The organism is Immundisolibacter sp. (assembly GCF_041625615.1).
Lineage (GTDB): Bacteria > Pseudomonadota > Gammaproteobacteria > Immundisolibacterales > Immundisolibacteraceae > Immundisolibacter.
Genome location: NZ_JBFJTF010000031.1, coordinates 1 through 21,135, shown reverse-complemented (window position 1 = coordinate 21,135; position 21,135 = coordinate 1). Strand labels below are relative to the sequence as shown.

The window sequence follows — 21,135 nt, the reverse complement described above, 5'->3', positions numbered from 1 at the left end:
GGCCAGTTGCACGCCCAGGGCACGCCGGTTGGCGGCGGTGTCTCCGGGCAGGCCGTACAGCGAGCGCATGCCGTAGACCGGGCGCTGCGGATCAAGGTGGCGCACCGTCGCAGCCAGCTCGGCATAGCCGTTGACCACCCAGAACAGGGGCGGCCGCGTGCCGTCCAGTCGCTGGCCGACCAGCAGCGCGTGCGGGTGGCTGCGCTCACCCCGCCAGCCGTGCATCTGTCGCTGCAACTCGGCCTGCAGGTCGTCGGGCAGCCGGCTGTCGGTCGGTGCCGTGCCGAGAAACATCGCCAGCTCCGCGCTGCACGGCAGGGATTGCAGGTACGCCAGCAGGGCCCGCGGGGTGGGATGGTCGTACAGCGCGCCGGCCGGCAGGGCGAGGCGGTATCGCGTCTGCAGCTCGAGCGTGCAGCCGACCGCGGTCAGCGAATCGCCGCCGAGGTCGAAGAAGTTGTCATCCATGCCGACCCGCTCGACGCCCAGCACGCGCTGCCACAGTTCCGTCAGGCGCTGTGCACTGGGCGTTTGCGGCGCCTGCCAGGATGTTTCATCCACGGTGGTGGCCAGGCGCTCGGTGAGCAGGCGACGCTGCACCTTGCCCGTGCGCCCGAGCGGCAAGGCATCGAGCACGTGGATGTGCCGCGGCAGCTTGTGCGCGGCCAGCCGCCGGGCCAGGAACTCGCGCAGCGCCGTCTCGTCCAGCGCCGCGCCTGGTGCCGGCACCACCGCCAGGGCCACTTCCTCGCCCAGTGTCGGGTGCGGCGCGGCGAAGGCAGCGGCCTCGGCCACCTGTGGGTGCTGCAGCAGGCAGCGGTCGATTTCCAGCGGGGCGATCTTCTCGCCGCCGCGGTTGATGATGTCCTTGAGCCGGCCGTCCAGGAACAGATACCCGTCGGCGTCCAGGTGGCCGCTGTCACCGGTACGCAGCCAGTCGCCGAAGAACGCTTTCTCGTCGGGTGCGTCGGTCTGCGCGTAGGCGCCGATCACGGTGTCGCCGCGGACGCAGATCTCGCCGGATTCGCCCGCCGCCGCCCAGGAGCCATCCGCCCGTGCGATGCGCAGTTGCGGACCGACCGGCAGCCCTACGGAACCGGGTTTCGCCCGGCCCGGTGGCAGGGGGTTGCTGGTGATCACGCCGGCCGTTTCCGTCATGCCGTAGATGGCGATCACCGGACAGTCGAAGGTCGCTTCCAGCTCCGCCTGCAGGCGTTCGGACAGCGCCGATGACACGCTGCGGATGAAGCGCAGCCGGTGGTCGGCGAGGCGCCGGGGTTCGAGCTGCGCCAGCGACAGCACCTCGCGCAGCATGGTCGGCACACCCTGGTACCAGGTCGGCCGGAACTCGGCGGAGGCGGCAAAGAACTCCCGTGCCGCGATGCGCTCGGTCACCAGCACCGAGCCGCCCACCGCCAGCGGCGCCAGCAGCAGGTCCACCAGGCCGCCGACGTGGAACAGCGGCAGCATGTTCAGGCAGCGGTCCTGCGGTCCCAGCGCCAGCGAGCGAACCAGGTTGGCGGTCGAGCACAGCAGCTGGTGGTGGCTGAGCGGTACCAGCTTCGGCTCGGCCGAGGAGCCGGAGGTTTGCAGCAGCAGCGCGGTGTCGCCCGGAGCGGGTGTGGCGTTGGCGACAGGCCGATCGGCCGGCGGCGGGTGCTCGAAACGAAAGCCGCCGGCCGGTTCCGGCGCCACACCGATGCAGGTCAGTCCAAGTGCCTGGCCGCACTGCCACGCCGGCGAATGCGGCTGCGCCACCAGCCAGCGGCTGTGGGTCCGTTGCAGGGCGGCCGTGAGTTCGGGCGCGGTCGCGTCGGGGTTGAGCGGTACGCAGCAGCAGGCGGATGCAAGCACCAGCGACACCGCGGCGGTGTCGGCGGACTTCGGGAGAACCACGGCAACCCGTTCACCCGGGGCGACTCCGGCCGCTCGCAGCGCGGCCACCTGCGCGGTTTGTACGGCGGCCAGTTGGCGATGACTGAGCACGCGGGATGGATGTGCCCACACGGCAGGCGCGTCGCCGAAGCGGCGCGCGGAATTCGCGATCAGGTCACCGATCGTCCGCCATGCGATCGGGTCGTCGGGCATCACGACCAGCCGCCTCCCTTGCATACGCCAGCGCGGGGGGAGGCCGCGCGCTGGGGATCCGGTGCGGTCGAGACCTACTGCGCCGGTCGCTCGAACTGCGTTTCCTGAACCGTGCGCACACAGCCCAGACAGCGGGTCAAAAGACCCTGTGCGGGACCGGTGACCAGCTCGTTGGCGGCTTCCTTGACGTTGCCGCCGAGTGCCGAGAACGGCAAGGTGGCGACGAACAGGGCGCCGCCCAGCACGGTTGCCACGGCGTAGATCGGGCGCGCCACCAGGGCGTCGGCGACCATTTCCGCGGAGGTCGGTTCGTTGTCTACGCCGTGGCTGCGCACGTCGTCGAGCGTGCGAGCGAATCCACTGACCGGGTGTGCCAGGGCGACGGCCAGGACGGCGGTAAGGGCAAATTTGAACGCGGACATACCTGCTCCAGGGCGGCGTCCGCCGTGGGTCGGCGGACCGGTGGAAGATTAGGCACCCTTGTGCGGACGGTCAATCTGTTCGTTGGGCCGAGGCGGTCAGCCGCCACAGCATGCGTGCACAGATCACCAGCCCCAACAGGGCGCAGGCCAGCAGCAGTACCGGCCACAGCCAGCTGCCGGTGTGTTCCAGCAGCGTGCCGACCAGCGGCGGACCGGCCAGGATTCCCAGCCCCTGGCCGGACAGCGCCAGGCCCAGGATCGGCCCCGTCGCCGGTGGCGTCGGTGCCAGGCGCGGCGCCAGGGTGAAGATTCCCGTCGGTGCGATGCCAAGAAAAAAACCGTAGGCCGCCAGCAGCAGGTACGTGAGTGGTGGCGTGTGCGGGGCCAGCAGCAGACAGGGCATTACCACCAGCAGGGGCAGTGCCGGCAGCGCCAGCACGCCGGCCGGTGACCAGCCGCGCTGGATCAGCAGCCCGCCGGCGAGGTTGCCGGGAATGATGGCGGCCGGCACCAGGGCGCTGGCCAGGGCGCCGGCGGTGGTTCCAAGACCGAGGGTATGGGCCAGGTGCGCCGGCAGGAAGGTGTAGATGCTGAAGAACTGGCTGCTGAAACAGAACCATGCCAGCGCCAGCCACCACGGTCCGGCGCTGCGCAGCACCGACAGGTCGAGCCGGCCGCCGGATGCCTGGCCGGCCTGTGGCGGTACGCCGCGCAGCAGCGCCAGTACCGCCAGCGCGGCCAGGCCGCTGACCGCCCACAGGCCGCGCCAGCCAGCCGCCGCCAGCAGCGCCGGTGCCAGCGCCAGCATGAGCACACTGCCGACCGGCAGCCACAGTGCCCACACCCCCATGGCCAGGCCGATATCCTCCCGTCGGCTCAGGCCCGCGATGAGCGTCGGCGCCGACACCGTGATCAGCACCACGCCCAGCCCCTCCAGGCCACGTCCGGCCAGCAGCCAGCCGGTGGCCGGTGCCAGGGCGCTCAGGCAGCCTGCCACCAGCAGCACCAGCAGGCCGTCGCGCAAAAGTCGCCGGGCGCCGCGCCAATGGCTGAGCTGGCCGGAGGCCACGCCCAGCAGGAAGGTGGCGACCGTGCCGGCCGACATCACCCAGCCGATCTGTGTCAGCGACAGGTTCAGCGCAGTGCGCAGGTCGAGTGCCGCCGGGCTGGCCTTGGACAGGGCGGTGGCGGCCGCCACACCGGCCAGAAAGGCGATGCCGATGCCGCGCCAGTGGGTGCGCGAGGCAGGCGCGTTCACGCGGCCGGCAGCAGCTCGGCCAGCGCGGTGGCGTAGCGCGCGCAGGCGCCGGGCGGGGTCAGCTCGGTGGTGCAGACCAGCACCGTGTCAGCCAGCTCCGGATAGTGTTCCGCCAGTGCCAGGCCGCCCAGGATGTCGTGTGCGAGCAGGCGGTCGAGAACGTCGGGCACGTCGCATGGCAGGCGCAGCACGGCTTCATTGAAGGTCGGCCCGCTGAAGGCCGGCCGCACGCCGGGCAGGGCGCACAGCTGTTCGGTCAGGGTGCGCAGGTGGGCGTGGCTTTGCCGCGCCACCGTGCTCAGTCCGGCTGGCCCCATGAGGCTCATGTACAGCGTGGCGGCGGTGGCCAGCAGCCCCTGGTTGGTGCAGATGTTGGAGGTGGCCTTGGCGCGGCGGATGTGCTGCTCGCGTGCCTGCAGCGTGAGGGTGAAGCCCTCCTTGCCGTCGCGATCCACCGTGCGGCCGGCGATGCGGCCCGGCAGCTGGCGCACCAGTGCCTGGCGGCAGGCCATGAAGCCCAGGTAGGGTCCGCCTCCGGCCAGCGGGATGCCCAGCGGCTGGCCTTCGCCACAGGCGATGTCGGCGCCGGTGTCGCCCCATTGGCCGGGTGGCTTGAGGATGGCCAGGGCCAGCGGATTGACCACGCCGATGACCAGCGCACCGGCGTCATGCGCCTGTCCGGTCAGGGCGTCGACGTCTTCCAGCACGCCAAAGAAGTTCGGTTGTGGCACCGCCAGGGCCGCCACACCGTGCCAGTCGACGTCGTCCAGCACGGTGCGCCCGGTGACCGGGTCGTAAGCGACCTCGACCAGTTCGATGCCCTGACGCTGGACGATGCTGCGCACCGCCGCCCGGTAGGCCGGGTGCAGCGTGCGCGGCAGCAGGATGCGCCGCCCTGCCTTGCCATTGGCGCGTACCGCCATCAGCACGGCTTCCGCCAGGGCCGAGGCGCCTTCGTACAGGGAGGCGTTGGCCACATCCAGCGCGGTGAGTCCGGCGATCATGCTCTGGAACTCGTACAGCACCTGCAGCGTGCCCTGGCTGGCCTCGGCCTGGTAGGGGGTGTAGGCGGAGTAGAACTCGCCGCGCGACAGCAGCTGCCAGACGGCCGCCGGAATGTGGTGGCGGTAGGCGCCGGCGCCCAGAAAGCAGCTCGGGTTGCGGTCGCCGGCGGTGCGTTCGGCCAGCAGCGCCGACACCTCCCACTCCGGCAGACCGTCGGGGATGCCCGCCAGGCCGTCGATGCGCAGCGGCGGCGGAATCTCGTCGAACAGCTGCGCGATATCGGCGGCGCCGATGACGCGCAGCATCTCGGCCGTCTCGTCCGGCGTGTGCGGAATGAACGGCATCAGCCGGCCTCGGTCAGGGCACGGTAGGCTTCGGCATCCAGGGTGTCGGCAGGCGCCGCACCGGGCGACAGGCGCAGCAGCCAGCCGTCGCCGTAGGGGTCCTGATTGACCTGTTCGGGTGCGTCGGACAGGGCCGCGTTCACGGCCGCCACCGTGCCACCGAGGGGGGCGTACACGTCGGCTGCCGCCTTGACCGACTCCACCACCGCGCAGGCGGCGCCGGCCTCGAGTGCGTCGCCGACCGCCGGCAGTTCCACGTACACCAGGTCGCCGAGCTGGGCCTGGGCATGGTCGGTGATGCCCACGGTGATGCTGCCGTCGGCTTCCTGGCGCAGCCATTCGTGGCTGCGGGTGTAACGAAGTGTGTCCGGCACCTGGCTCAAGGCGGCTCTCCCTGCTGGATGACAGCGGCGGCGCGGGCCGCCGGGGTGGCGAATGCGATCAACCGTCGACCAGCGGCGGCAGGTCGACGCGCAGCGCGCCGGCGCGCACGAACGGCGGACTGAGCAGTCGCGCCGGCAGCTCGCGCCCGCGAATGCGTATGGTACAGGCGCCGGCGGGCGTGCCGGCCGCCACGCGGGCAATGCCGATGCCGCGGCCGACCGTCGGACCGAAACCGCCGGAGGTCAGCACGCCGATCTGCTGGCCGTCCTGCAGCACCGGCGCCTGGTCACGCAATACGCCACGACAGGCCAGCACCACACCGGCGCGCTGATGCGGCGCGCCGGCCGCGCGCTGGGCCTCCAGCGGGGCGCGGCCGATGAAGTCGCGCGTTGCCGGCTCCCAGTGCACGGTCCAGGCGAGGCCGCATTCGAGCGGCGTGACCGTGTCGTCCATGTCATGGCCGTACAGCGGCAGGCCGGCTTCCAGGCGCAGCGTGTCGCGGGCACCGAGCCCGGCCGGCGGCACACCGGCCGCCAGCAGGCCCTGCCACAGCGCTGGCGCGGCGTCGGCCGGCAGCATGATTTCGTAGCCGTCCTCGCCGGTGTAGCCGGTGCGTCCGATCAGCCACTGCTCGTGTGCGGCGGCGGTGAAGCGTTCGAGCGCCGCGGCGGCGGAACGAAGCGCCGGCGGCAGCAGTGGGTCGGCCAGCGCGCGGGCGCGTGGTCCCTGGACCGCCAGCATGGCCAGGTCCTCGCGCGGTGTCAGGGCCGTGTCGAAACCCGTTGCGTGCTCGCGCAGCCAGTCGAGATCGGCCTCGCGCCGGGCGGCGTTGAGCACCAGCCGGAAGCGTCGGTCGGCCAGGCGGTAGACCAGCAGGTCGTCGATGATGCCGCCGGTTGCGTTCAGCAGGCAGGTGTACAGCGCCTGACCGGCGCGCAGGCGTGCCACGTCGCCGCCGAGCAGGTGCCGCAGGCAGGCCTCGGCCTGCGGCCCGTCGACGTCGACCTGCGCCATGTGCGAGACATCGAACACGCCGGCTGCCGTTCGCACGGCATGGTGTTCGTCCAGCTGCGAGCCGTAATGCAGCGGCATGTCCCAGCCGGCGAACGGCGCCATGCGGGCGCCGGCGGCCAGGTGCTGGGCGTGCAGGGGGGTGTGGCGCAGGGCGTCGGCAGGCATGGCGGGATCCGGGGGAAAACGGCCGGGAAATGATAAGCGAAGCCGCCCGGCCTAGAATTCACCCCAGTTTCCGCCGGAGAGTGCTCATGCCGTTGTCGATCGATGCCGCTCACCGCATCGCCGTGGTGCTGGTCGAGGCACTGCCCTACATCCGCCGCTTCCGCGGCAAGACCATCGTCGTCAAATACGGTGGCAACGCCATGGTCGATGCCGCCCTCAAACACAGCTTCGCCCGTGACATCGTGCTCATGAAGCTGGTTGGCATGAATCCGGTGGTGGTGCATGGCGGCGGGCCGCAGATCGGCGAGCTGCTGGGCCGACTGGGGATCGAAAGCCGCTTCATCGACGGGCAGCGCGTGACCGATGCCGCCACCATGGACGTGGTGGAGATGGTGCTGGGCGGGCTGGTCAACAAGGAAATCGTCAACCTCATCAACAGCCACGGCGGCCAGGCGGTCGGCATCACCGGCAAGGACGCGGCGGCCGTGCGTGCCCGCAAGCTGACCATGCGCCGCACCGGCGATGACCAGGCCCTGCCGGACGAGATCATCGACCTCGGCCACGTCGGCGAGGTGGAGGCGATCGACACCGCGCTGGTCGACCTGCTCAGCGGGCGCGACTTCATCCCGGTGGTGGCACCGATCGGTGTCGGCGCCGACGGCGCCACGTACAACATCAATGCCGACACGGTGGCAGGCAAGCTGGCGGTGGCGCTGCGGGCCGAGAAGCTGATGCTGCTGACCAACACCCCGGGCGTGCTCGACGGCAGCGGCAAGCTGATTCCGCGCATGGATGCCGCCACCGTGCACGAGTTGATTGCCGACGGCACCATCCACGGCGGCATGCTGCCGAAGGTGCGCTGTGCCCTGGATGCAGTGGACGGCGGCGTCGGTGCCGCGCACATCGTCGACGGCCGGGTCGAGCACGCGGTGCTGCTGGAGGTGTTCACCGACAGCGGCGTCGGTTCGTTGATCGCCGGCGCGCTGGACGGGGTGTGGCCGGCCAGCTGAGCCGGCCGTCGGCTCAGGCCAGGCCGACCTGGCGCTCGGTTTCCTGCCACAGGCGGGCGCGCAGGGCGCGGTCGTGCGTGGCGGCGGATGATTTCGCCGGCCTGCAGCGGCTGAAGTAGCGGCCGCTGACGTCGGCCACGTCCGGCGAGGTGGCCAGGTGCAGCGACGTGCGCGCTCCGGCGTCGGCCTTGGGCAGCAGTTTCTTCATCCAGCCGGGCATGCCGCCGAGGTTGGTGTCGATCACGCCCGGATGCAGGCAGTTCACGCTGATGCCGCGCTCTCGCCAGCGCTCGGCCAGTTCGTAGCTGGTCATGATGCAGGCCAGCTTCGAGCGGCCGTACGTCTCGTACATGCTGTAGCGGCGCTCGCCCGGCGCGGCGTCGAAGCGCAGGCGGCCGAAGGTGTGCATGCGCGAGGCGACATTGATGACGCGCGCCGGCGCACCGGCCGCCAGGGCCGGTTCGAGCAGGCGGGTGAGCAGAAAAGGCGCCAGGTGATTGACCGCCCACTGCAGCTCGAAGCCGTCGGTCGAGAACTGGTGTTTTTCCAGCATCACGCCGGCGTTGTTGATCAGTACGTGGATCGCCGGATGGGCGGCCTGCAGTTCGCTGGCCAGGCGGCGCACGTCGGCAAGCGATGCCAGGTCGGCCAGCCACAGTTCAAGGTGCGGGTTGCCGGTGGCCGCCTTCAATTCGTCCAGGGCGTCGGTGCCGCGCGCGTGGTCGCGGCACACCAGCAGCACCGTGGCGCCGGCTTGCGCCAGGCCACGCGCGGTGGCTTTGCCGATGCCGGAATTGGCGCCGGTGACGATGCAGACCTTGTCGCTCATCGCGCCCATCATGCTCCTCCGAGTGTCGTTGTTTGACCGGAATGGTACCGATGGGAGCGGCACGACACCGCCCGTCGCCGGCCGCGGTGTGCCGGCGCCAATAAAAAAGCCCGGGTAGTCCGGGCTTTGTGAGGTTTAAGGGGTGAGCGTTCGCTCAGTAACGCGGGCCGCGATCACCACCAAAGCCGCCACCGGCCGGTCGACGGGCGCGTTCCATGGCCACGTTCACGCGCAGCGGGCGACCGTTCAGGTCGCGGCCGTTTTGCTCAAGCGCGCTCTCGGCGGCCTGGGCGGTGGCGAACGTGATGAAGGCGAAGCCCTTCGGGCGGCCGGTGTCACGATCCATGATCATGGCCAGATCGGTGATCTGCCCGTATTGCTCGAACAGGGCGCGCAGATCATCTTCGGTGGCCGAATATGGAAAGTTGCCCACGTACAGTTTGTTTTGCATAAAAACTCCAGAAATGTCACAGAAATTGCGGGCACCGTGCCGCAATGCGGCGCGGTGCCAGTAGCCATGTAGTTCTTGTTAAGACTCTTGGCCGGGCCCTGTTTGTCTTTCGACGGAGGGGATTCACAGTCGGACTCGGCAGTTGGACGTGACGATCACGCACCCGAAGACGGGGCGGCGTCCTTGTGGGGCGACACCCGCCACACGACGGATGTCGAGATGCGGCAAAGGAAACTTGCGGGATCGCACCCCACGCCACCCATGACGGCGCGGGTCACGCGCTGTGCGGGAGCGAGGGGCGGGGCTGCGAGTGCGGCGCGCGGGCGCCGAAAGGCAACGAGGAACAACGTGCGGCTCTACCAAATCACCGGGACTGTGCCCGGACGCGCCAAGCATACCCTGTTTTCGGGTTCGTCAATGCCCATTGCGTCAGATCCGTGCCGAATGTTGTTCGGGAGGGTGTTCACAACGGATGCACCCGGACCGGCAGCTCACGGTAGCCGCGGATGATGTTGGACTTCACCCGCACCGGTTCGCCGACCACTTCGACGGTGCGAAAACGCTTCATGATCTCCTCCCAGGCCACGCGCAGCTGCATTTCCGCCAGGCGGTTGCCCATGCAGCGGTGGATGCCGAAGCCGAACGACAGATGATGGCGGGCGTGTGCCCGATCGACGCGGAAACTCATCGGGTCGTCGATGACCTCGTCGTCACGGTTGCCCGACACGTACCACATCATCACCTTGTCGTTCTTGCGGATGTGCTTGCCGAACAGCTCGGTGTCCTCCTTGGCGCGCCGGCGCATGCTCAGGATCGGCGTTTGCCAGCGGATGATTTCGGACACCATGTTCGGGATCAGGCCCGGGTCGCTGCGCAGCTTGTCGTACTCGCCGGGGTTCTGGTTCAGCGCCAGCACGCCGCCGGTGATGGAATTGCGCGTGGTGTCGTTGCCGCCGACGATCAGCAGCAGGATGTTGCCCAGGTACTCCATCGGCGAGTCGATGATGTTCCGGGTGCGTTCGGAGTGCGCCAGCATGGAGATGAGGTCGTTGCCTGGCTTGCCGTTGACGCGTTCGTACCACATGCGGGTAAAGGTCTCGCCGCACTCGGCCAGGGCGGCGTTGCGTTCTTCCGGCGTGATGAAGTCGCCGCCGGTCAGGTCCGGCGCGCCGGTGGTGGCATCCGACCAGAAGGTGAGCTTGCTGCGTTCCTCGAACGGGAAATCGAACAGCGTGGCCAGCATCTGGGTGGTCAGTTCGATCGACACCCGATCGACCCAGTTGAAGGTCTCGCCCACCGGTAACTGGTCCAGGATGCGTCCGGCGCGTTCGCGGATGACCGGTTCGAGTTTGGCCAGGTTGGCCGGCGCCACCACCGGTTGTACCGCCGCCCGGTGCACGTCGTGCTTGGGCGGGTCCATCTGGATGAAGCTCTGGAACGGAATTTCGTCAGGCAGGTCGGCCAGCGTGATGGTCGGTTCCGACGAGAAGATCTGGTGATTCTTCTCGACGTGGGCGATGTGGTTGAACTTGGTGACCGACCAGAACGGGCCGAACTCGCTGTCGGCGCAGTAATGAACCGGGTCGTCGCGTCGCAGGCGTTCGAAGAAACCCCACTGGGCGTCGTGTTCGTAGAGGTCGGCCTGGCTGACGTCGATCTGGTCGAGCGCGATGGCGAACGGATCGTGGTCGATCATGCGCGGGCGCGCGGCGGTATCCAACATGGGTCTCTCCTCCGTGAGTGGGCGTGATCTGCCCGGTTACATCTGGAATGCCGGCAGTTGCACCACCAGCCCGTCGAGGGCGTCGGTGACCTGGATCTGACACGACAGGCGCGACGTGGGCGTCCGCTCGGGCGTCGGGGCCAGCATTTCCTGCTCGTCCGGGTTGGGGTCGCCGAGCCGGGCGTACCAGGCCTCGTCCAGGATGACGTGGCAGGTGGCGCACAGGCACTGGCCGCCGCAGTCGGCGTCGATGCCGGGCACGGCGTTCTGTACGGCGGCCTGCATCAGCGAGCGGCCATTGCGGGCAGGTACCTCATGCCGGGTACCGTCGGCTTCGACAAAGATCACAGTGGTCATGGCGCGCGCCTCCTTGCGCTGTTTCGTCGTGCTTGTCCGCAGTCTAATAAACCGATCGTCCGTTAGGTAATTCGGATCAAAAAAACGCCGGCACCGCGTTCAGGTCGGTGCCGGCGTCAGTCGTTCAGAGCAGGAAGCTCAGGTTCGGCGCCTGGATGATGGCCTGGTCGATGGCCGCGTCGCGGCGGGCGATGCGAAACCCGTCGTCGACCGCGCGCAGCCGGTCCTTGCGCCGCGCGCCAAGGATGTACGGCACCGGCTCGCTGGCGCGAACGCGGTAGACCAGGAGCCGGCTGTCGACCTCGATTTCGCCGCCCGGCTGCTCTGCCCAGCGGGCGCGGATGTTGGTGACGAAGTAGTTATAGATGCTCGGCGGGCTCTCGGCCGTAGTGGTGGTCGGATTGCCCAGCAGGTGCACGCGCACCTTCAGGCTGGTGTGGTCGTCATCGAAGTACGGGTTGCCGATGCCGACCTTGCGTTGGGTACCGTGCTCGTAGAACTCGGGAAAGCCCACGCGGTAGTGAATGTCTTCGGCGAGCAGCGCGAACCACTGGCCCATCTGGCGCTGTGACAGCAGGTCGGCTTCGTCGTAGTAGAACTCGCACACACGGCGGTAGAGCGCGTCGTCAATGACGCGACGGGCGGCTTCGGTGGTCACGGGCAGTCTCCGGAAAACGTCGTGCCGGGCCGCCCGCTCCGGGCGGCCGCTCGGCCGGGGGCGGAAAGGTCAGCGGGCGCCGGTCATGAAGGCGCGCCACTGCACCAGGTTGTTGAACTCGGTGACCTCGCAGTAATTGGACGGGTAGGCCACGCCCGGGCCTTCCCAGTCGGCGATGGGCCGGTCACGGTAGTTCAGCGCCACCTGGAAGCTGACGTCGACGGTGCTCGACATCTCGCCCTCGCTGCCACGCTGGATGCTGTGCCAGGCCTCCGAGTCATCCTGGTCGAAGGTGCCGCCGGCGGTGAAGGTGCGCACGCCGGCGCGCATGGCGCGGGTCTTCAGTTCCTCGCCGGCTTCCTCTTCCACCAGGAACCAGTTCCAGATTTCGGTGCGGTTGACCGCCACCGGCTGCCAGACACGGATGGCGAAGAAGTTGGTGATGGGGTCGGCCTGCATGTCGAAGCTGACCGGCCCGTAAACCCAGGAGAAGTTCGGGAACACGGTGCCGACCGAGGCGATGCAGCGCCTGAAAAGTGCCACCTGCGCCGGGTTCAGCGTTTTCTCGTACAGCGCCACCATTTCCGGTGGGTGGCCCATCCACTCGGGCATTTCCTGCGGCCCCTGGGTCCAGATGCCGTTGTAGGGGCCGGCGGAGACGGACGGGCTTTGCAGCAGTGCCTGGTGGATCATGGCGCGCGCGCCGTTGCCACCGGCCAGCGTCGCGTCGACGATGGGGCCGTGCACCTTGACCGCGTGCGGGCCGTCGGCGGCGAAGTTCAGCGGTCCGAGTTTCCAGTTGTTGGTGGGCGTCCAGCGGTGCGGCAGCCCGAGCACGGTCATGCCCCGGGGTGTGTGGCCGAACATGATGTCCAGGTACCAGCGCGCATCGCCCAGGTGTTCATCCAGCGGCGGGGCGTCGTGGTTCCAGGTGGCGAACACCAGGCCGGCATAGCTGCCGACACGCGCCTGACGCAGGTCCAGGTTGCGGAAGTTCACCTTGCCGCCGTAGGTCTCGTCCTCGGCGGTCGCCACCAGCGCGCCGTCGCTGCCGAACACCCAGCCGTGGTACGGACAGGTGAAGCCGCGGGCGTTGCCGGCATCGGCCCGGCACACCAGCGTGGCGCGGTGCGTGCAGGTGTTCAGCAGCACCCGCACGCGGCCGGCCTGGTCACGGACCAGGATGACCGGGTCGTTGCCCATCTTGCGGGTGACGTAATCGCCCTTGTTGGGGATTTCCGACTCGTGTCCGATGTACAGCCACGTGCGCATGAAGATGCGCTGCAGTTCCAGGCGGAACAGGTTCTCGTCGGTGAAGATCAGGCGACTGGCCGTGGCCTTGTCGATGTCCACCAGCCGTTCGATTTCGGACGGCTGCCATCCGTGTTCAATGCGCATGTCGCGCCTCCTCCGATAAATCCGTTTCGGGAGGGCCGGCGGCTGGCCTGTGCTTGAAAACAACCGCAACGGCACGTGGTGTGAACGCTCGTTCAGAGCGTGCATTGTTTGCCGAAGTTTTGGCGTAAGGCAAGGGCGCCCGGGGCGTGGCGCTGCGGGCGGGCGCTGAGGTTATCGGCGGCGCGTGTCGCGGTGGCGCGACGCGCGCGGGCGTCAGGCCGTTTCGCCGGCCCCGCCGCGAAGCGCGCCACCCTGGGCACGGTACCAGGCGAGCGTGTCGGCGATACCGTCGGCCAGCGCCATGCGTGGGCGCCAGCCCAGGTCGGTGAGGCGACGGGTGTCCAGCAACTTGCGCGGCGGGCCATCGGGCCGTGCGGTGTCCCACCGGATGGTGCCGCGGTAGCCGGTCGCCCGCGCCACCAGGTCGGCGAGTTCGGCAATCGATACATCGGTGCCGACACCGACGTTGATGATGTCCGGCGCCGAGTAGTGCTGCATCAGGAAAACCGCCGCGTCGGCCAGGTCGTCCACGTGCAGGAACTCGCGCCGTGGCGTGCCGCTGCCCCACAGCGTGATGTCCGGCGCGCCGCTGGCGACCGCCTCGTCGAAGCGGCGAAGCAGGGCCGGCAGCACGTGCGAGGTGTTCAGGTCGAAGTTGTCGCCGGGCCCGTACAGGTTGGTCGGCATGAGACTGATGGCATCGAACCCGTACTGGCGCCGGTAGGCCTGGCACAGCTTGATGCCGGCGATCTTGGCGATCGCGTACCACTCGTTGGTGGGTTCGAGCGGGCCACCGAGCAGCGCGTCCTCGGTCATCGGCTGGGGCGCCAGGCGCGGGTAGATGCACGAGGAGCCCAGGAACTGCAGCTTGCGCACGCGGTTTCGGTGGGCGGCGTCGATCACGTTCAGCTCGATGGCCAGGTTCTGGTAGATGAACTCCGCCGGGTAGGTGTCGTTGGCGTGGATGCCGCCGACCCGGGCCGCCGCCAGAAAGACGTACGCCGGGCGCTGCGCCGCGAACCAGTCACGCACGGCGGTCTGGTCGGTCAGGTCCAGTTCGCCGCGCGTGGCCAGGCGCAGGTCGGTGCAGCCGAGCGCTTCCAGCCGGCGCACCAGGGCGGCGCCGACCAGGCCGCGGTGGCCGGCCACGAAGATGGGGGCGTGCAGGTCCATGCTTGCTTACTCGTGGTGATCAAAGGACCGGAAGCCGGCGCCGCGCAGCAGCGCGTCGCGGCGGGCCAGTTCGAGGTCGGCCACGGCCATTTCGGTGACCAGCTCCGCGAAGCCCACCCTGGGCGTCCAGCCGAGGCGGGTCTTGGCCTTGGTCGGGTCGCCGAGCAGGGTTTCCACTTCAGTGGGTCGGAAGTAGCGCGGGTCGACCCGCACCAGCGTGTGGCCGGGCCGGATGCAGCCCAGCTCGGCCGCCGCGTCGGTGATTGCCTCGACCCGGCCTTCCTCGCTCACGCCCTCGCCGTGCCAGCTCAGCGTGATGCCGATGGCCTCGGCCGCGCGTGTCGCGAACTCGCGCACGCTGTGCTGCTCGCCGGTGGCAATCACGAAATCCTCGGCCGAATCCTGCTGCAGGATCCGCCACTGCGCCTCGACGTAGTCACGCGCGTGGCCCCAGTCGCGCAGGGCGTTCATGTTGCCCAGGTAGACGCAGTCCTGGAGTCCCGCCGCGGCGCGTGCGAGGCCGCGGGTGATCTTGCGGGTGACGAAGGTCTCGCCGCGCAGGGGGGATTCGTGGTTGAACAGGATGCCGTTGCAGGCGTACAGGCCGTAGGCCTCGCGGTAGTTGACGGTGATCCAGTAGGCGTACAGCTTGGCGGCGGCGTACGGCGAGCGTGGATAGAACGGCGTGGTCTCGCGTTGCGGGATTTCCTGCACCTGGCCGTACAGCTCGGACGTTGACGCCTGGTAGAAGCGGGTCTGGTCCCTGAGGCCCAGGATGCGGATGGCCTCCAGCAGGCGCAGCGTGCCCAGGCCGTCCGAATCGGCGGTGTATTCCGGCTCCTCGAACGACACCGCCACGTGGCTCTGGGCGGCCAGGTTGTAAACCTCGTCCGGCTGCACGTCCTGCAGCACGCGAATCAGGCTGCTGGAGTCGGTCATGTCGCCGTAGTGCAGCACGAACCGGCGGTTCGGGTCGTGCGGGTCCTGGTAGAGGTGATCGATGCGGTCGGTGTTGAACAGCGACGCGCGACGCTTGATGCCGTGTACCTCGTAGCCCTTTTCCAGAAGCAGTTCGGCCAGGTAGGCGCCGTCCTGGCCGGTGACGCCTGTAATCAAAGCTTTACGGGGCATGTTCAGACTCTCGATGTGGCGTGTGGATGAATGGTCTGTAGCAATGTCCGTTCCGGTTGGGCGCGCGGCCGGCCACGAGGCCGGATACCGCAGTCAGATGGTTTCGCGGTCGGCGGCGCGGGCCACGGCCGCCAGGGTGTCCATGCATGCAACAAATCGGGGCCGCAGTTCACCATCCTGGTGCGACGGTTCGGTGACATGCCGCCACCCGGCAGGAGCTGTTTCGGCTCGCAATGGCACAGGGCTTGCTCGGGTACCTGCATTGGAAACTGGCGATGGCTGGGTGATGCTCCGTTCACCGATTCAGGGTCCGCGACGCGCTGCCGTGGCCGGTGGCCTCGTGATGGTTTTCGGCCTGGTGCCGGCAAACGCCGTCGAGCTGGCGCCGGAACTGCGTCTGCCGGGGCTCGATCAGGTGCAGCCGGACATTCGGCGCCGGCCGGAACCGGCACGCAACGTCACCCCGCGTACCCGTGCGCGACCGGAGCTGGCGCCACTGGGCGCGCGCGTGCGGGCCTTTCTGCTGTTCACCCGGGTGGACCTGAAGCTCGGTTACAACGACAACCTGCGCGCCGACGAGCGCCCCCTGTCGGACCTCTACCGCGTGCTGACGCCGCGGCTGGAGCTGCGCTCGGACTGGTCGCGACACGCGCTCAAGGTCGGCGCCAACCTGGCCAGTGCGCGCTACCGGGATTTCCCGCGCGAGGACTACGACAACTGGCGCGCCTTCGCCGAGGGGCGCGTGGATCTGGGGCGTGCCTCGACGGTGTTCGGAAACGCTTCCATCGCGCGCCAGCAGGAAGACCGGGCCGCGCCCGACAGCACGCTCGGTATCGAGCCGACCCGGTACCGCGTGACGGAAATCGGCGCCGGCTGGAGTCATCCGTTCGGACGGTTCGAGGCGCGGCTCGACGGCACCGTGCGCGATTACCGCTTCGACGAGACAGACGCTGCCGGGCTGCCGGCCGGCACGCTGCTGGGCGAGGACCGCAATCGCCGGTCGCTGCGCGGCGAGGCGCGCCTGCGTTACGCCATGTGGCCGGGCTATGGCGTGTTCCTGCGCGGCGCCTACAGCACGCTCGACTACGACGAGCCGGCGCCCAGTGGCATCACCCGCGACTCGGACGGCTACGAGGCCGGCCTGGGGCTGGATCTGGAACTGACGGATCTGATCTTCGGCAGCGCCTTCGTCGGTTACTACCGCCAGCGCTACGACGCGCCGGAGTTCGACGACAACGGCGGGCTGGGCTTCGGTGCCGACCTGTACTGGAACCTGACGCCGCTGAGCACGCTGCACTTCGAGGTGCGGCGGTCGGTTCAGGAGAGCATCCAGCCGGGTGCGTCCGGCTACCTGTCGACCGATACCGGCCTGGAACTGGAACACGAATTGCTGCGCAATCTGTTGCTGGTCGCCAGCACTCGCTACACCCGTCGCCGGTATGACGGTATCGATCGACAGGAGACCCTGTGGCAACACAGCTTCGGCGCCAATTACCTGGCCAACCGGCACCTGCAGCTGCGCCTGCAGGTGGTGCACCGCCGGCAGGACGGCACCGGCGGCGGTCGCGCCTTCTCGCAGACCTTCGTGGAGCAGAGCATTGTCCTGCAGCACTGATCCGGTGCGCCTGAGGCGCCGCCCGGTCCATCTGTCGCGGGCCCTGTGCGGCCTGCTGGCGCTGGCTGTTAGCGCGGTTTCGGCGGTGCCGGCCGCGCCGGAAGGCGACCCGCTCAGCCGCTACGCCCTCGGGCCAGGGGATGGCATACGCGTGCTGGTGTTCGGCGAGAGCGACCTGTCCGGCGACTTCAACATCAGCACCAACGGCACCGTGGCGTTGCCCCTGGTGGGCCCGGTGCAGGCCGCCGGCAAGACACCGGGCGAACTGGCGGGCGTCATCGCCCAGGCCCTGTCGCCGGACTACCTGCGCGATCCGCGCGTCAGCGTGGAGGTGCTGCAGTACCGGCCGTTCTTCATCCTCGGCGAGGTCAAGGCGCCCGGCAGCTACCCCTACGCGGCCGGCATCAACGTCCGCAGCGCGGCGGCCCTGGCCGGCGGCTATACCTACCGGGCCAAGGAAGGCCACGCCTACATCACCCGCACCGTGGACGGTCAGCCATCGCGGCGGAAGGTCGCGCCGGACGCGCGGGTATTGCCGGGCGACATCGTGGAAGTGCCGGAGCGGTTTTTCTGAATTCGCGAGGCGTCATGCAGCAGCAGACCATGCAGCCGCCGGCGGGCGGCAACCGTGACCTCGACCTCGGCCAGTTGCCGGGTGTGCTGTGGCGGCGCAAGTGGATCATCGTCGTCACCGTGGTGGTCGGGCTGCTGGCGGCGCGGGCGTTCATCGAGCGCCTGACGCCGGTGTACACCGCCGGCGCGCAGGTCATGATTGCGCCCGAGCCGCCGGTGCTCGACGTGCAGGCGGTGGCCGCGGCGGTGCGCGGCGATGCCGAGAGCACGGCCAGCGAGGTGTATGTGCTGCGATCGCGCGACCTGGCCTTGCGCGTGGTCGACGTGCTGTCGCTGGTGGAAGACCCCGAGTTCAACCCCTTGCTGGTGCCGCCCGAGCCCGCCTGGTGGACACGTCCGTTCGGCGGCCAACCGGAACCCGCCGTCGCGCCGGCGCTGACACCCAGGCAGGAGCGCAACCTGGTTGCCAGCGTGCTGCTCGGTCACCTGCAGGCCGTGCCGCTGGGCAAGTCACGCGTCATTTCGCTGACCGCGCACGCCAGCACGCCGCAAAAAGCCGCCCTGCTGGCCAACACCGTGGTCGAGCAGTACCTGGCGCTGCAGATCGACAACAAGCGCGAGACCACCAGCACCGCCCAGGAATGGCTGGCCACCCGCACCCGCGCGCTGGAAGAAGAAGTGCGGGCCCGGGAAGCGGCGGTCGAGGCGTTTCGGGCCAGCGCCGGGCTGCTGCGTGGTGCCGGCGCCACGCGCCTGAGCGACGAGGAGGCGTCCGCGCTGTCCAGCCAGCTGGTCCTGGCACGGGCCGAGCGGGCGGCGGCCGATGCCCGCCTGAGCGAGATCGAAAAGCTGCTCGCCGGTGCCAACCCGGGCGCGGCCGGCGATGTGCTCGACTCGCCGCTGGTGCGCAACCTGCGCGAGCAGCAGGCCAGCCTGCATCGCGAGATCGCCGAACTGGGCGAGCAGTACGGGCCGCTGCATCCGCGCATGGTGAACGCCAAGGCCCAGCTGCAGGACACCGAGAAGGCAATCAGCACCGAGGTGGCTAAGGTGGTCCGCACCCTGCGCAACGACGCGGCCGTGGCACAGGCCCGCGAGCGCGCCATTGCCGCCAGCCTCGACGCGCTGCGCGCCAGCGCCGGGCGCAAGAGCGACAGCGAGGTGCGCCTGCGGGCGCTCGAGCGCGACGCCGAGACCAGCCGCGCGCTGCTGGAAACCTTCCTGGCGCGTACCAAGGAAACGGCCGCCCAGAGCACGCACGTGGTGGCCGACGCGCGCATGATCTCGCGCGCCACGCCGCCGTTCGGGCCGTCGTTTCCCAATGCCCGCCTGTTGCAGATCATCGCCGCCGCGGCGGCGCTGCTGGTTGGCGTGACGCTGGCGCTGCTGCGCGAGGGCATGGACCACACCGTGCGTACCCGCGCCGGCCTGCAACGGCTGCTGGGCAGCGCGGTGCTGGGGTCGTTGCCGTTGCTGCGCGGGCGCTGGTTCGGCGTGCAGTCGCCGGCCCGCTGGGTGCTGCGCGCGCCCTATTCCGAATACAGCGAGGCGCTTCGCCGGATGCACACGCAACTGGTCCTGGCAGACCTCGACGCGCCGCCGCGCGTGGTGCTGTTCACGTCGCCGCTGCCCGGCGAGGGCAAGACCAGCACCCTGCTGGCGCTCGGTCGCCTGCTGGCCGGCACCGGTCGCAAGGTGGTGGCGGTGGACCTGAACCTGCGCAAGCCCACGCTGCACCAGGCGGCCGGCCTGTCGGTCGACGGCGGACTGGGCGAGTGGTTCGAGGCGCCGCCGGAGCAGCCGCTGCCGCTTCGGCAGGATCCGGCGTCCGGCCTTCAGGTGCTGCCGCTGGGGCGGTTGTCGGTCGATCCGGGCGTGCTGATGGCCTCCGCGCGTTTCGAAGGCCTGCTGGATACGCTGCGCCGCGACTTCGACGTGGTGTTGCTGGACTCGTCACCCCTGCTGGCGGTGGTCGATGCCCAGGTGCTGGCCTGTCTGGCCGACGTCACCGTGCTGCTGGTGCGCGCCGGGCGCACCACGCGCGCCAGCGCCGCCGAGGCACACGCCCTGCTGGCGCGCGCCTGCGACGAGGCGCCCCGGGTGGTCCTTAACGCCTCCCGGCAGCGCGAGGAGGTGCCCGACTACGGGCACGGACTGGGGGCCTACTATCCCGATACCGTGCCGCGCCGTGCCCGGCTGGCGGGCTGGCGCAGTCTTTTGCCCTCGCCGGGGGGCGGGGGCGGCCGCCGGTGACGGCGCGCGGCGGCTGCCGCCACGCCTGGTGTGGCGCGGCCGTCGTGCTGGCACTGGCGGGCGCCGGGTGTCCCGCCGTCGCGGCCGCGTTGATCTTCGATCGCAGTCCGCCGGTGTATCGACCCGCGGAGCGGCCCATCCTGCGCCAGGTGCCGGGCGACACGGCTCACGTGTGGGTGCACGACTGGCGCGGGCGCGAGGCGCGGCGCCTGGGCGCGGCTTCCGGCCGGTCGGAACTGGTCCTGCCCGCACTGCCGGCCGGTTACTACGAGGTGGTCGCCGGTGCCGAGCGGCGCGCCTTCGCCGTGCTGGAGCCGCCAACCCGGATGAGCCGCACGTTTGGCGTCATGACGCACTTCGCCCAGGGCTGGGATCCCGATCTGGTGCCGTGGATCGCGCGCGCCGGCATCGGCACCGTGCGCGACGAGCAGTACTGGAAGCAGGTCGAGCCCGAGCCGGGCAAGTACGCCGAGCCGGCGCGCTACGCCCGCTACATGCGCGCGCTGCGCCGGGCCGATATCGCGCCGCTGCTGGTGCTCAGCTTCGCCAACCCGCACTACGACGGCGGGCAGACGCCGCACTCGCCGGCCGGCCGGGCGGCGTTTGCTGCCTACGGCGCCGAACTGGCGCGCCGCCACGGCGACCGGCTGGCGGCGGTGGAGGTGTGGAACGAGATCAACGGCACCTTCTGCAGCGGGCCGTGCCGGCAGGACCGCGCCGGCACCTACGCGGCCTTGCTGGCGGACAGCTACGCCGCGCTGAAGGCCGCCCACCCCGGCCTGACGGTGGTGGGCGGCGCCGCCGTGAAGGTGCCGCTGCCTTGGTTCGATGCCCTCATCGCGCGCGGCGCCGCCGCGCACTGGGACGCCGTGGCCGTGCACCCCTACGGGGACGATCCGGAAGGCGCCGCGCGGGACATCGAGGCGCTGCAACAGCGGCTGCGCGCCGCCGGCAGCGCGGCGCCCATCTGGGCCACCGAGTTCGGCACCGGGGCCGGTCGCACCGATGCTGCCGCGCGCCGCGACACGGCGGCCTATCTGGCGCGGATGGCGGTGACGCTTGAGGCGGCCGGGGTGGAGCGCCTGTACTGGTACCTGCTGCGGGACTACCACAACTTCAACGGCATGGGTCTGCTGCGCGGTGATCGCGATCCGCTGGGCCCGCTTGCTCCGACACCGGCCTATGCCGCCTACGCCACGCTCATTCGCCTGCTGGATGGCGCCGACAGCGTGCGACGCGAACCCACCGACCCGCGTACCCATGTCTACCGCTACGAACGCGGCG

19 protein-coding genes are annotated in these 21,135 nt (G+C 69.8%); 5 read left to right on the top strand and 14 right to left on the bottom strand.

Annotated features, from left to right (window positions below; genetic code table 11):
* The 6 genes from ABYX71_RS04095 to gcvT form a co-directional block, all read right to left on the bottom strand.
* Positions 1-2,088 (bottom strand): AMP-binding protein (locus tag ABYX71_RS04095; protein WP_372695187.1); only part of this gene is annotated, 2,088 nt, incomplete at its 3' end.
* A 74-nt stretch (positions 2,089-2,162) separates the two neighbouring features.
* Entirely contained in the window at positions 2,163-2,510 is a 348-nt protein-coding gene (locus ABYX71_RS04090) for a hypothetical protein (RefSeq protein ID WP_372695185.1), read from the bottom strand.
* A 70-nt stretch (positions 2,511-2,580) separates the two neighbouring features.
* Complete coding sequence (locus ABYX71_RS04085; protein ID WP_372695183.1) at positions 2,581-3,768, bottom strand: CynX/NimT family MFS transporter; 1,188 nt, start codon at positions 3,766-3,768, stop codon at positions 2,581-2,583.
* A complete protein-coding gene (gcvPA, locus tag ABYX71_RS04080) occupies positions 3,765-5,117 on the bottom strand; it encodes an aminomethyl-transferring glycine dehydrogenase subunit GcvPA (RefSeq protein WP_372695182.1) in 1,353 nt (450 codons plus the stop codon). The genes ABYX71_RS04085 and gcvPA overlap by 4 nt, the downstream gene beginning before the upstream one ends.
* Positions 5,117-5,500 (bottom strand): glycine cleavage system protein GcvH, encoded by a 384-nt coding sequence (gene gcvH, locus ABYX71_RS04075; protein ID WP_372695180.1) that lies wholly within the window; start codon positions 5,498-5,500, stop codon positions 5,117-5,119. The genes gcvPA and gcvH overlap by 1 nt, the downstream gene beginning before the upstream one ends.
* A gap of 58 nt (positions 5,501-5,558) precedes the next feature.
* On the bottom strand, positions 5,559-6,680 hold the full coding sequence (gene gcvT / locus ABYX71_RS04070) for a glycine cleavage system aminomethyltransferase GcvT (protein ID WP_372695178.1): 1,122 nt from the start codon (positions 6,678-6,680) through the stop codon (positions 5,559-5,561).
* 86 nt (positions 6,681-6,766) lie between these two features.
* Here gcvT and argB point away from each other — a divergent pair, with 86 nt between their 5' ends.
* Positions 6,767-7,690, top strand: coding sequence for an acetylglutamate kinase (gene argB, locus ABYX71_RS04065; RefSeq protein WP_372695176.1), 924 nt, complete (start codon positions 6,767-6,769; stop codon positions 7,688-7,690).
* Between the two features lie 13 nt (positions 7,691-7,703).
* Here argB and ABYX71_RS04060 read toward each other — a convergent pair whose 3' ends face one another.
* From ABYX71_RS04060 to gmd, 8 genes are all read right to left on the bottom strand, one after another.
* Positions 7,704-8,519: an SDR family oxidoreductase gene (locus ABYX71_RS04060; RefSeq protein WP_372695174.1), complete on the bottom strand. Its 816-nt coding sequence runs from the start codon at positions 8,517-8,519 to the stop codon at positions 7,704-7,706.
* Positions 8,520-8,673: 154 nt separating this feature from the next.
* Entirely contained in the window at positions 8,674-8,970 is a 297-nt protein-coding gene (locus tag ABYX71_RS04055) for an RNA recognition motif domain-containing protein (protein WP_372695172.1), read from the bottom strand.
* A gap of 463 nt (positions 8,971-9,433) precedes the next feature.
* Positions 9,434-10,693, bottom strand: coding sequence for a cytochrome P450 (locus ABYX71_RS04050; RefSeq protein ID WP_372695170.1), 1,260 nt, complete (start codon positions 10,691-10,693; stop codon positions 9,434-9,436).
* A gap of 36 nt (positions 10,694-10,729) precedes the next feature.
* Positions 10,730-11,050, bottom strand: coding sequence for a 2Fe-2S iron-sulfur cluster-binding protein (locus ABYX71_RS04045; protein ID WP_372695168.1), 321 nt, complete (start codon positions 11,048-11,050; stop codon positions 10,730-10,732).
* A gap of 124 nt (positions 11,051-11,174) precedes the next feature.
* On the bottom strand, positions 11,175-11,708 hold the full coding sequence (locus ABYX71_RS04040; protein WP_372695166.1) for an aromatic-ring-hydroxylating dioxygenase subunit beta: 534 nt from the start codon (positions 11,706-11,708) through the stop codon (positions 11,175-11,177).
* Between the two features lie 69 nt (positions 11,709-11,777).
* On the bottom strand, positions 11,778-13,106 hold the full coding sequence (locus ABYX71_RS04035; RefSeq protein ID WP_372695164.1) for an aromatic ring-hydroxylating dioxygenase subunit alpha: 1,329 nt from the start codon (positions 13,104-13,106) through the stop codon (positions 11,778-11,780).
* A gap of 213 nt (positions 13,107-13,319) precedes the next feature.
* Positions 13,320-14,279: a GDP-L-fucose synthase family protein gene (locus ABYX71_RS04030; protein ID WP_372695162.1), complete on the bottom strand. Its 960-nt coding sequence runs from the start codon at positions 14,277-14,279 to the stop codon at positions 13,320-13,322.
* Between the two features lie 6 nt (positions 14,280-14,285).
* Positions 14,286-15,410: a GDP-mannose 4,6-dehydratase gene (gene gmd, locus ABYX71_RS04025; protein WP_372695160.1), complete on the bottom strand. Its 1,125-nt coding sequence runs from the start codon at positions 15,408-15,410 to the stop codon at positions 14,286-14,288.
* Positions 15,411-15,753: 343 nt separating this feature from the next.
* On the opposite strand from gmd, the gene ABYX71_RS04020 reads away from it, so the two are divergent.
* The 4 genes from ABYX71_RS04020 to ABYX71_RS04005 form a co-directional block, all read left to right on the top strand.
* A complete protein-coding gene (locus ABYX71_RS04020; RefSeq protein WP_372695158.1) occupies positions 15,754-17,025 on the top strand; it encodes an outer membrane beta-barrel protein in 1,272 nt (423 codons plus the stop codon).
* Entirely contained in the window at positions 17,009-17,599 is a 591-nt protein-coding gene (locus tag ABYX71_RS04015; RefSeq protein ID WP_372695156.1) for a polysaccharide biosynthesis/export family protein, read from the top strand. Before ABYX71_RS04020 ends, ABYX71_RS04015 begins: the two co-directional genes overlap by 17 nt.
* Before the next feature lie 14 nt (positions 17,600-17,613).
* The gene (locus ABYX71_RS04010; RefSeq protein WP_372695154.1) at positions 17,614-19,851 is read left to right on the top strand and encodes a GumC family protein; all 2,238 of its coding nucleotides are present in this window, start codon (positions 17,614-17,616) and stop codon (positions 19,849-19,851) included.
* A gap of 44 nt (positions 19,852-19,895) precedes the next feature.
* The coding region (locus ABYX71_RS04005; protein WP_372695152.1) for a glycosyl hydrolase at positions 19,896-21,135 on the top strand (1,240 nt) is incomplete at its 3' end.

Excerpts from the sequence above, each read along its gene's own strand:
- ABYX71_RS04090 (WP_372695185.1), bottom strand. The coding sequence starts at position 2,510 with ATGTCCGCGTTCAAATTTGCCCTTACCGCCGTCCTGGCCGTCGCCCTG.
- gcvPA (WP_372695182.1), bottom strand. The coding sequence starts at position 5,117 with ATGCCGTTCATTCCGCACACGCCGGACGAGACGGCCGAGATGCTGCGC.
- gcvT (WP_372695178.1), bottom strand. The coding sequence starts at position 6,680 with ATGCCTGCCGACGCCCTGCGCCACACCCCCCTGCACGCCCAGCACCTG.
- argB (WP_372695176.1), top strand. The coding sequence starts at position 6,767 with ATGCCGTTGTCGATCGATGCCGCTCACCGCATCGCCGTGGTGCTGGTC.
- ABYX71_RS04060 (WP_372695174.1), bottom strand. The coding sequence starts at position 8,519 with ATGAGCGACAAGGTCTGCATCGTCACCGGCGCCAATTCCGGCATCGGC.
- ABYX71_RS04055 (WP_372695172.1), bottom strand. The coding sequence starts at position 8,970 with ATGCAAAACAAACTGTACGTGGGCAACTTTCCATATTCGGCCACCGAA.
- ABYX71_RS04050 (WP_372695170.1), bottom strand. The coding sequence starts at position 10,693 with ATGTTGGATACCGCCGCGCGCCCGCGCATGATCGACCACGATCCGTTC.
- ABYX71_RS04045 (WP_372695168.1), bottom strand. The coding sequence starts at position 11,050 with ATGACCACTGTGATCTTTGTCGAAGCCGACGGTACCCGGCATGAGGTA.
- ABYX71_RS04035 (WP_372695164.1), bottom strand. The coding sequence starts at position 13,106 with ATGCGCATTGAACACGGATGGCAGCCGTCCGAAATCGAACGGCTGGTG.
- ABYX71_RS04030 (WP_372695162.1), bottom strand. The coding sequence starts at position 14,279 with ATGGACCTGCACGCCCCCATCTTCGTGGCCGGCCACCGCGGCCTGGTC.
- gmd (WP_372695160.1), bottom strand. The coding sequence starts at position 15,410 with ATGCCCCGTAAAGCTTTGATTACAGGCGTCACCGGCCAGGACGGCGCC.
- ABYX71_RS04020 (WP_372695158.1), top strand. The coding sequence starts at position 15,754 with ATGGTTTTCGGCCTGGTGCCGGCAAACGCCGTCGAGCTGGCGCCGGAA.
- ABYX71_RS04010 (WP_372695154.1), top strand. The coding sequence starts at position 17,614 with ATGCAGCAGCAGACCATGCAGCCGCCGGCGGGCGGCAACCGTGACCTC.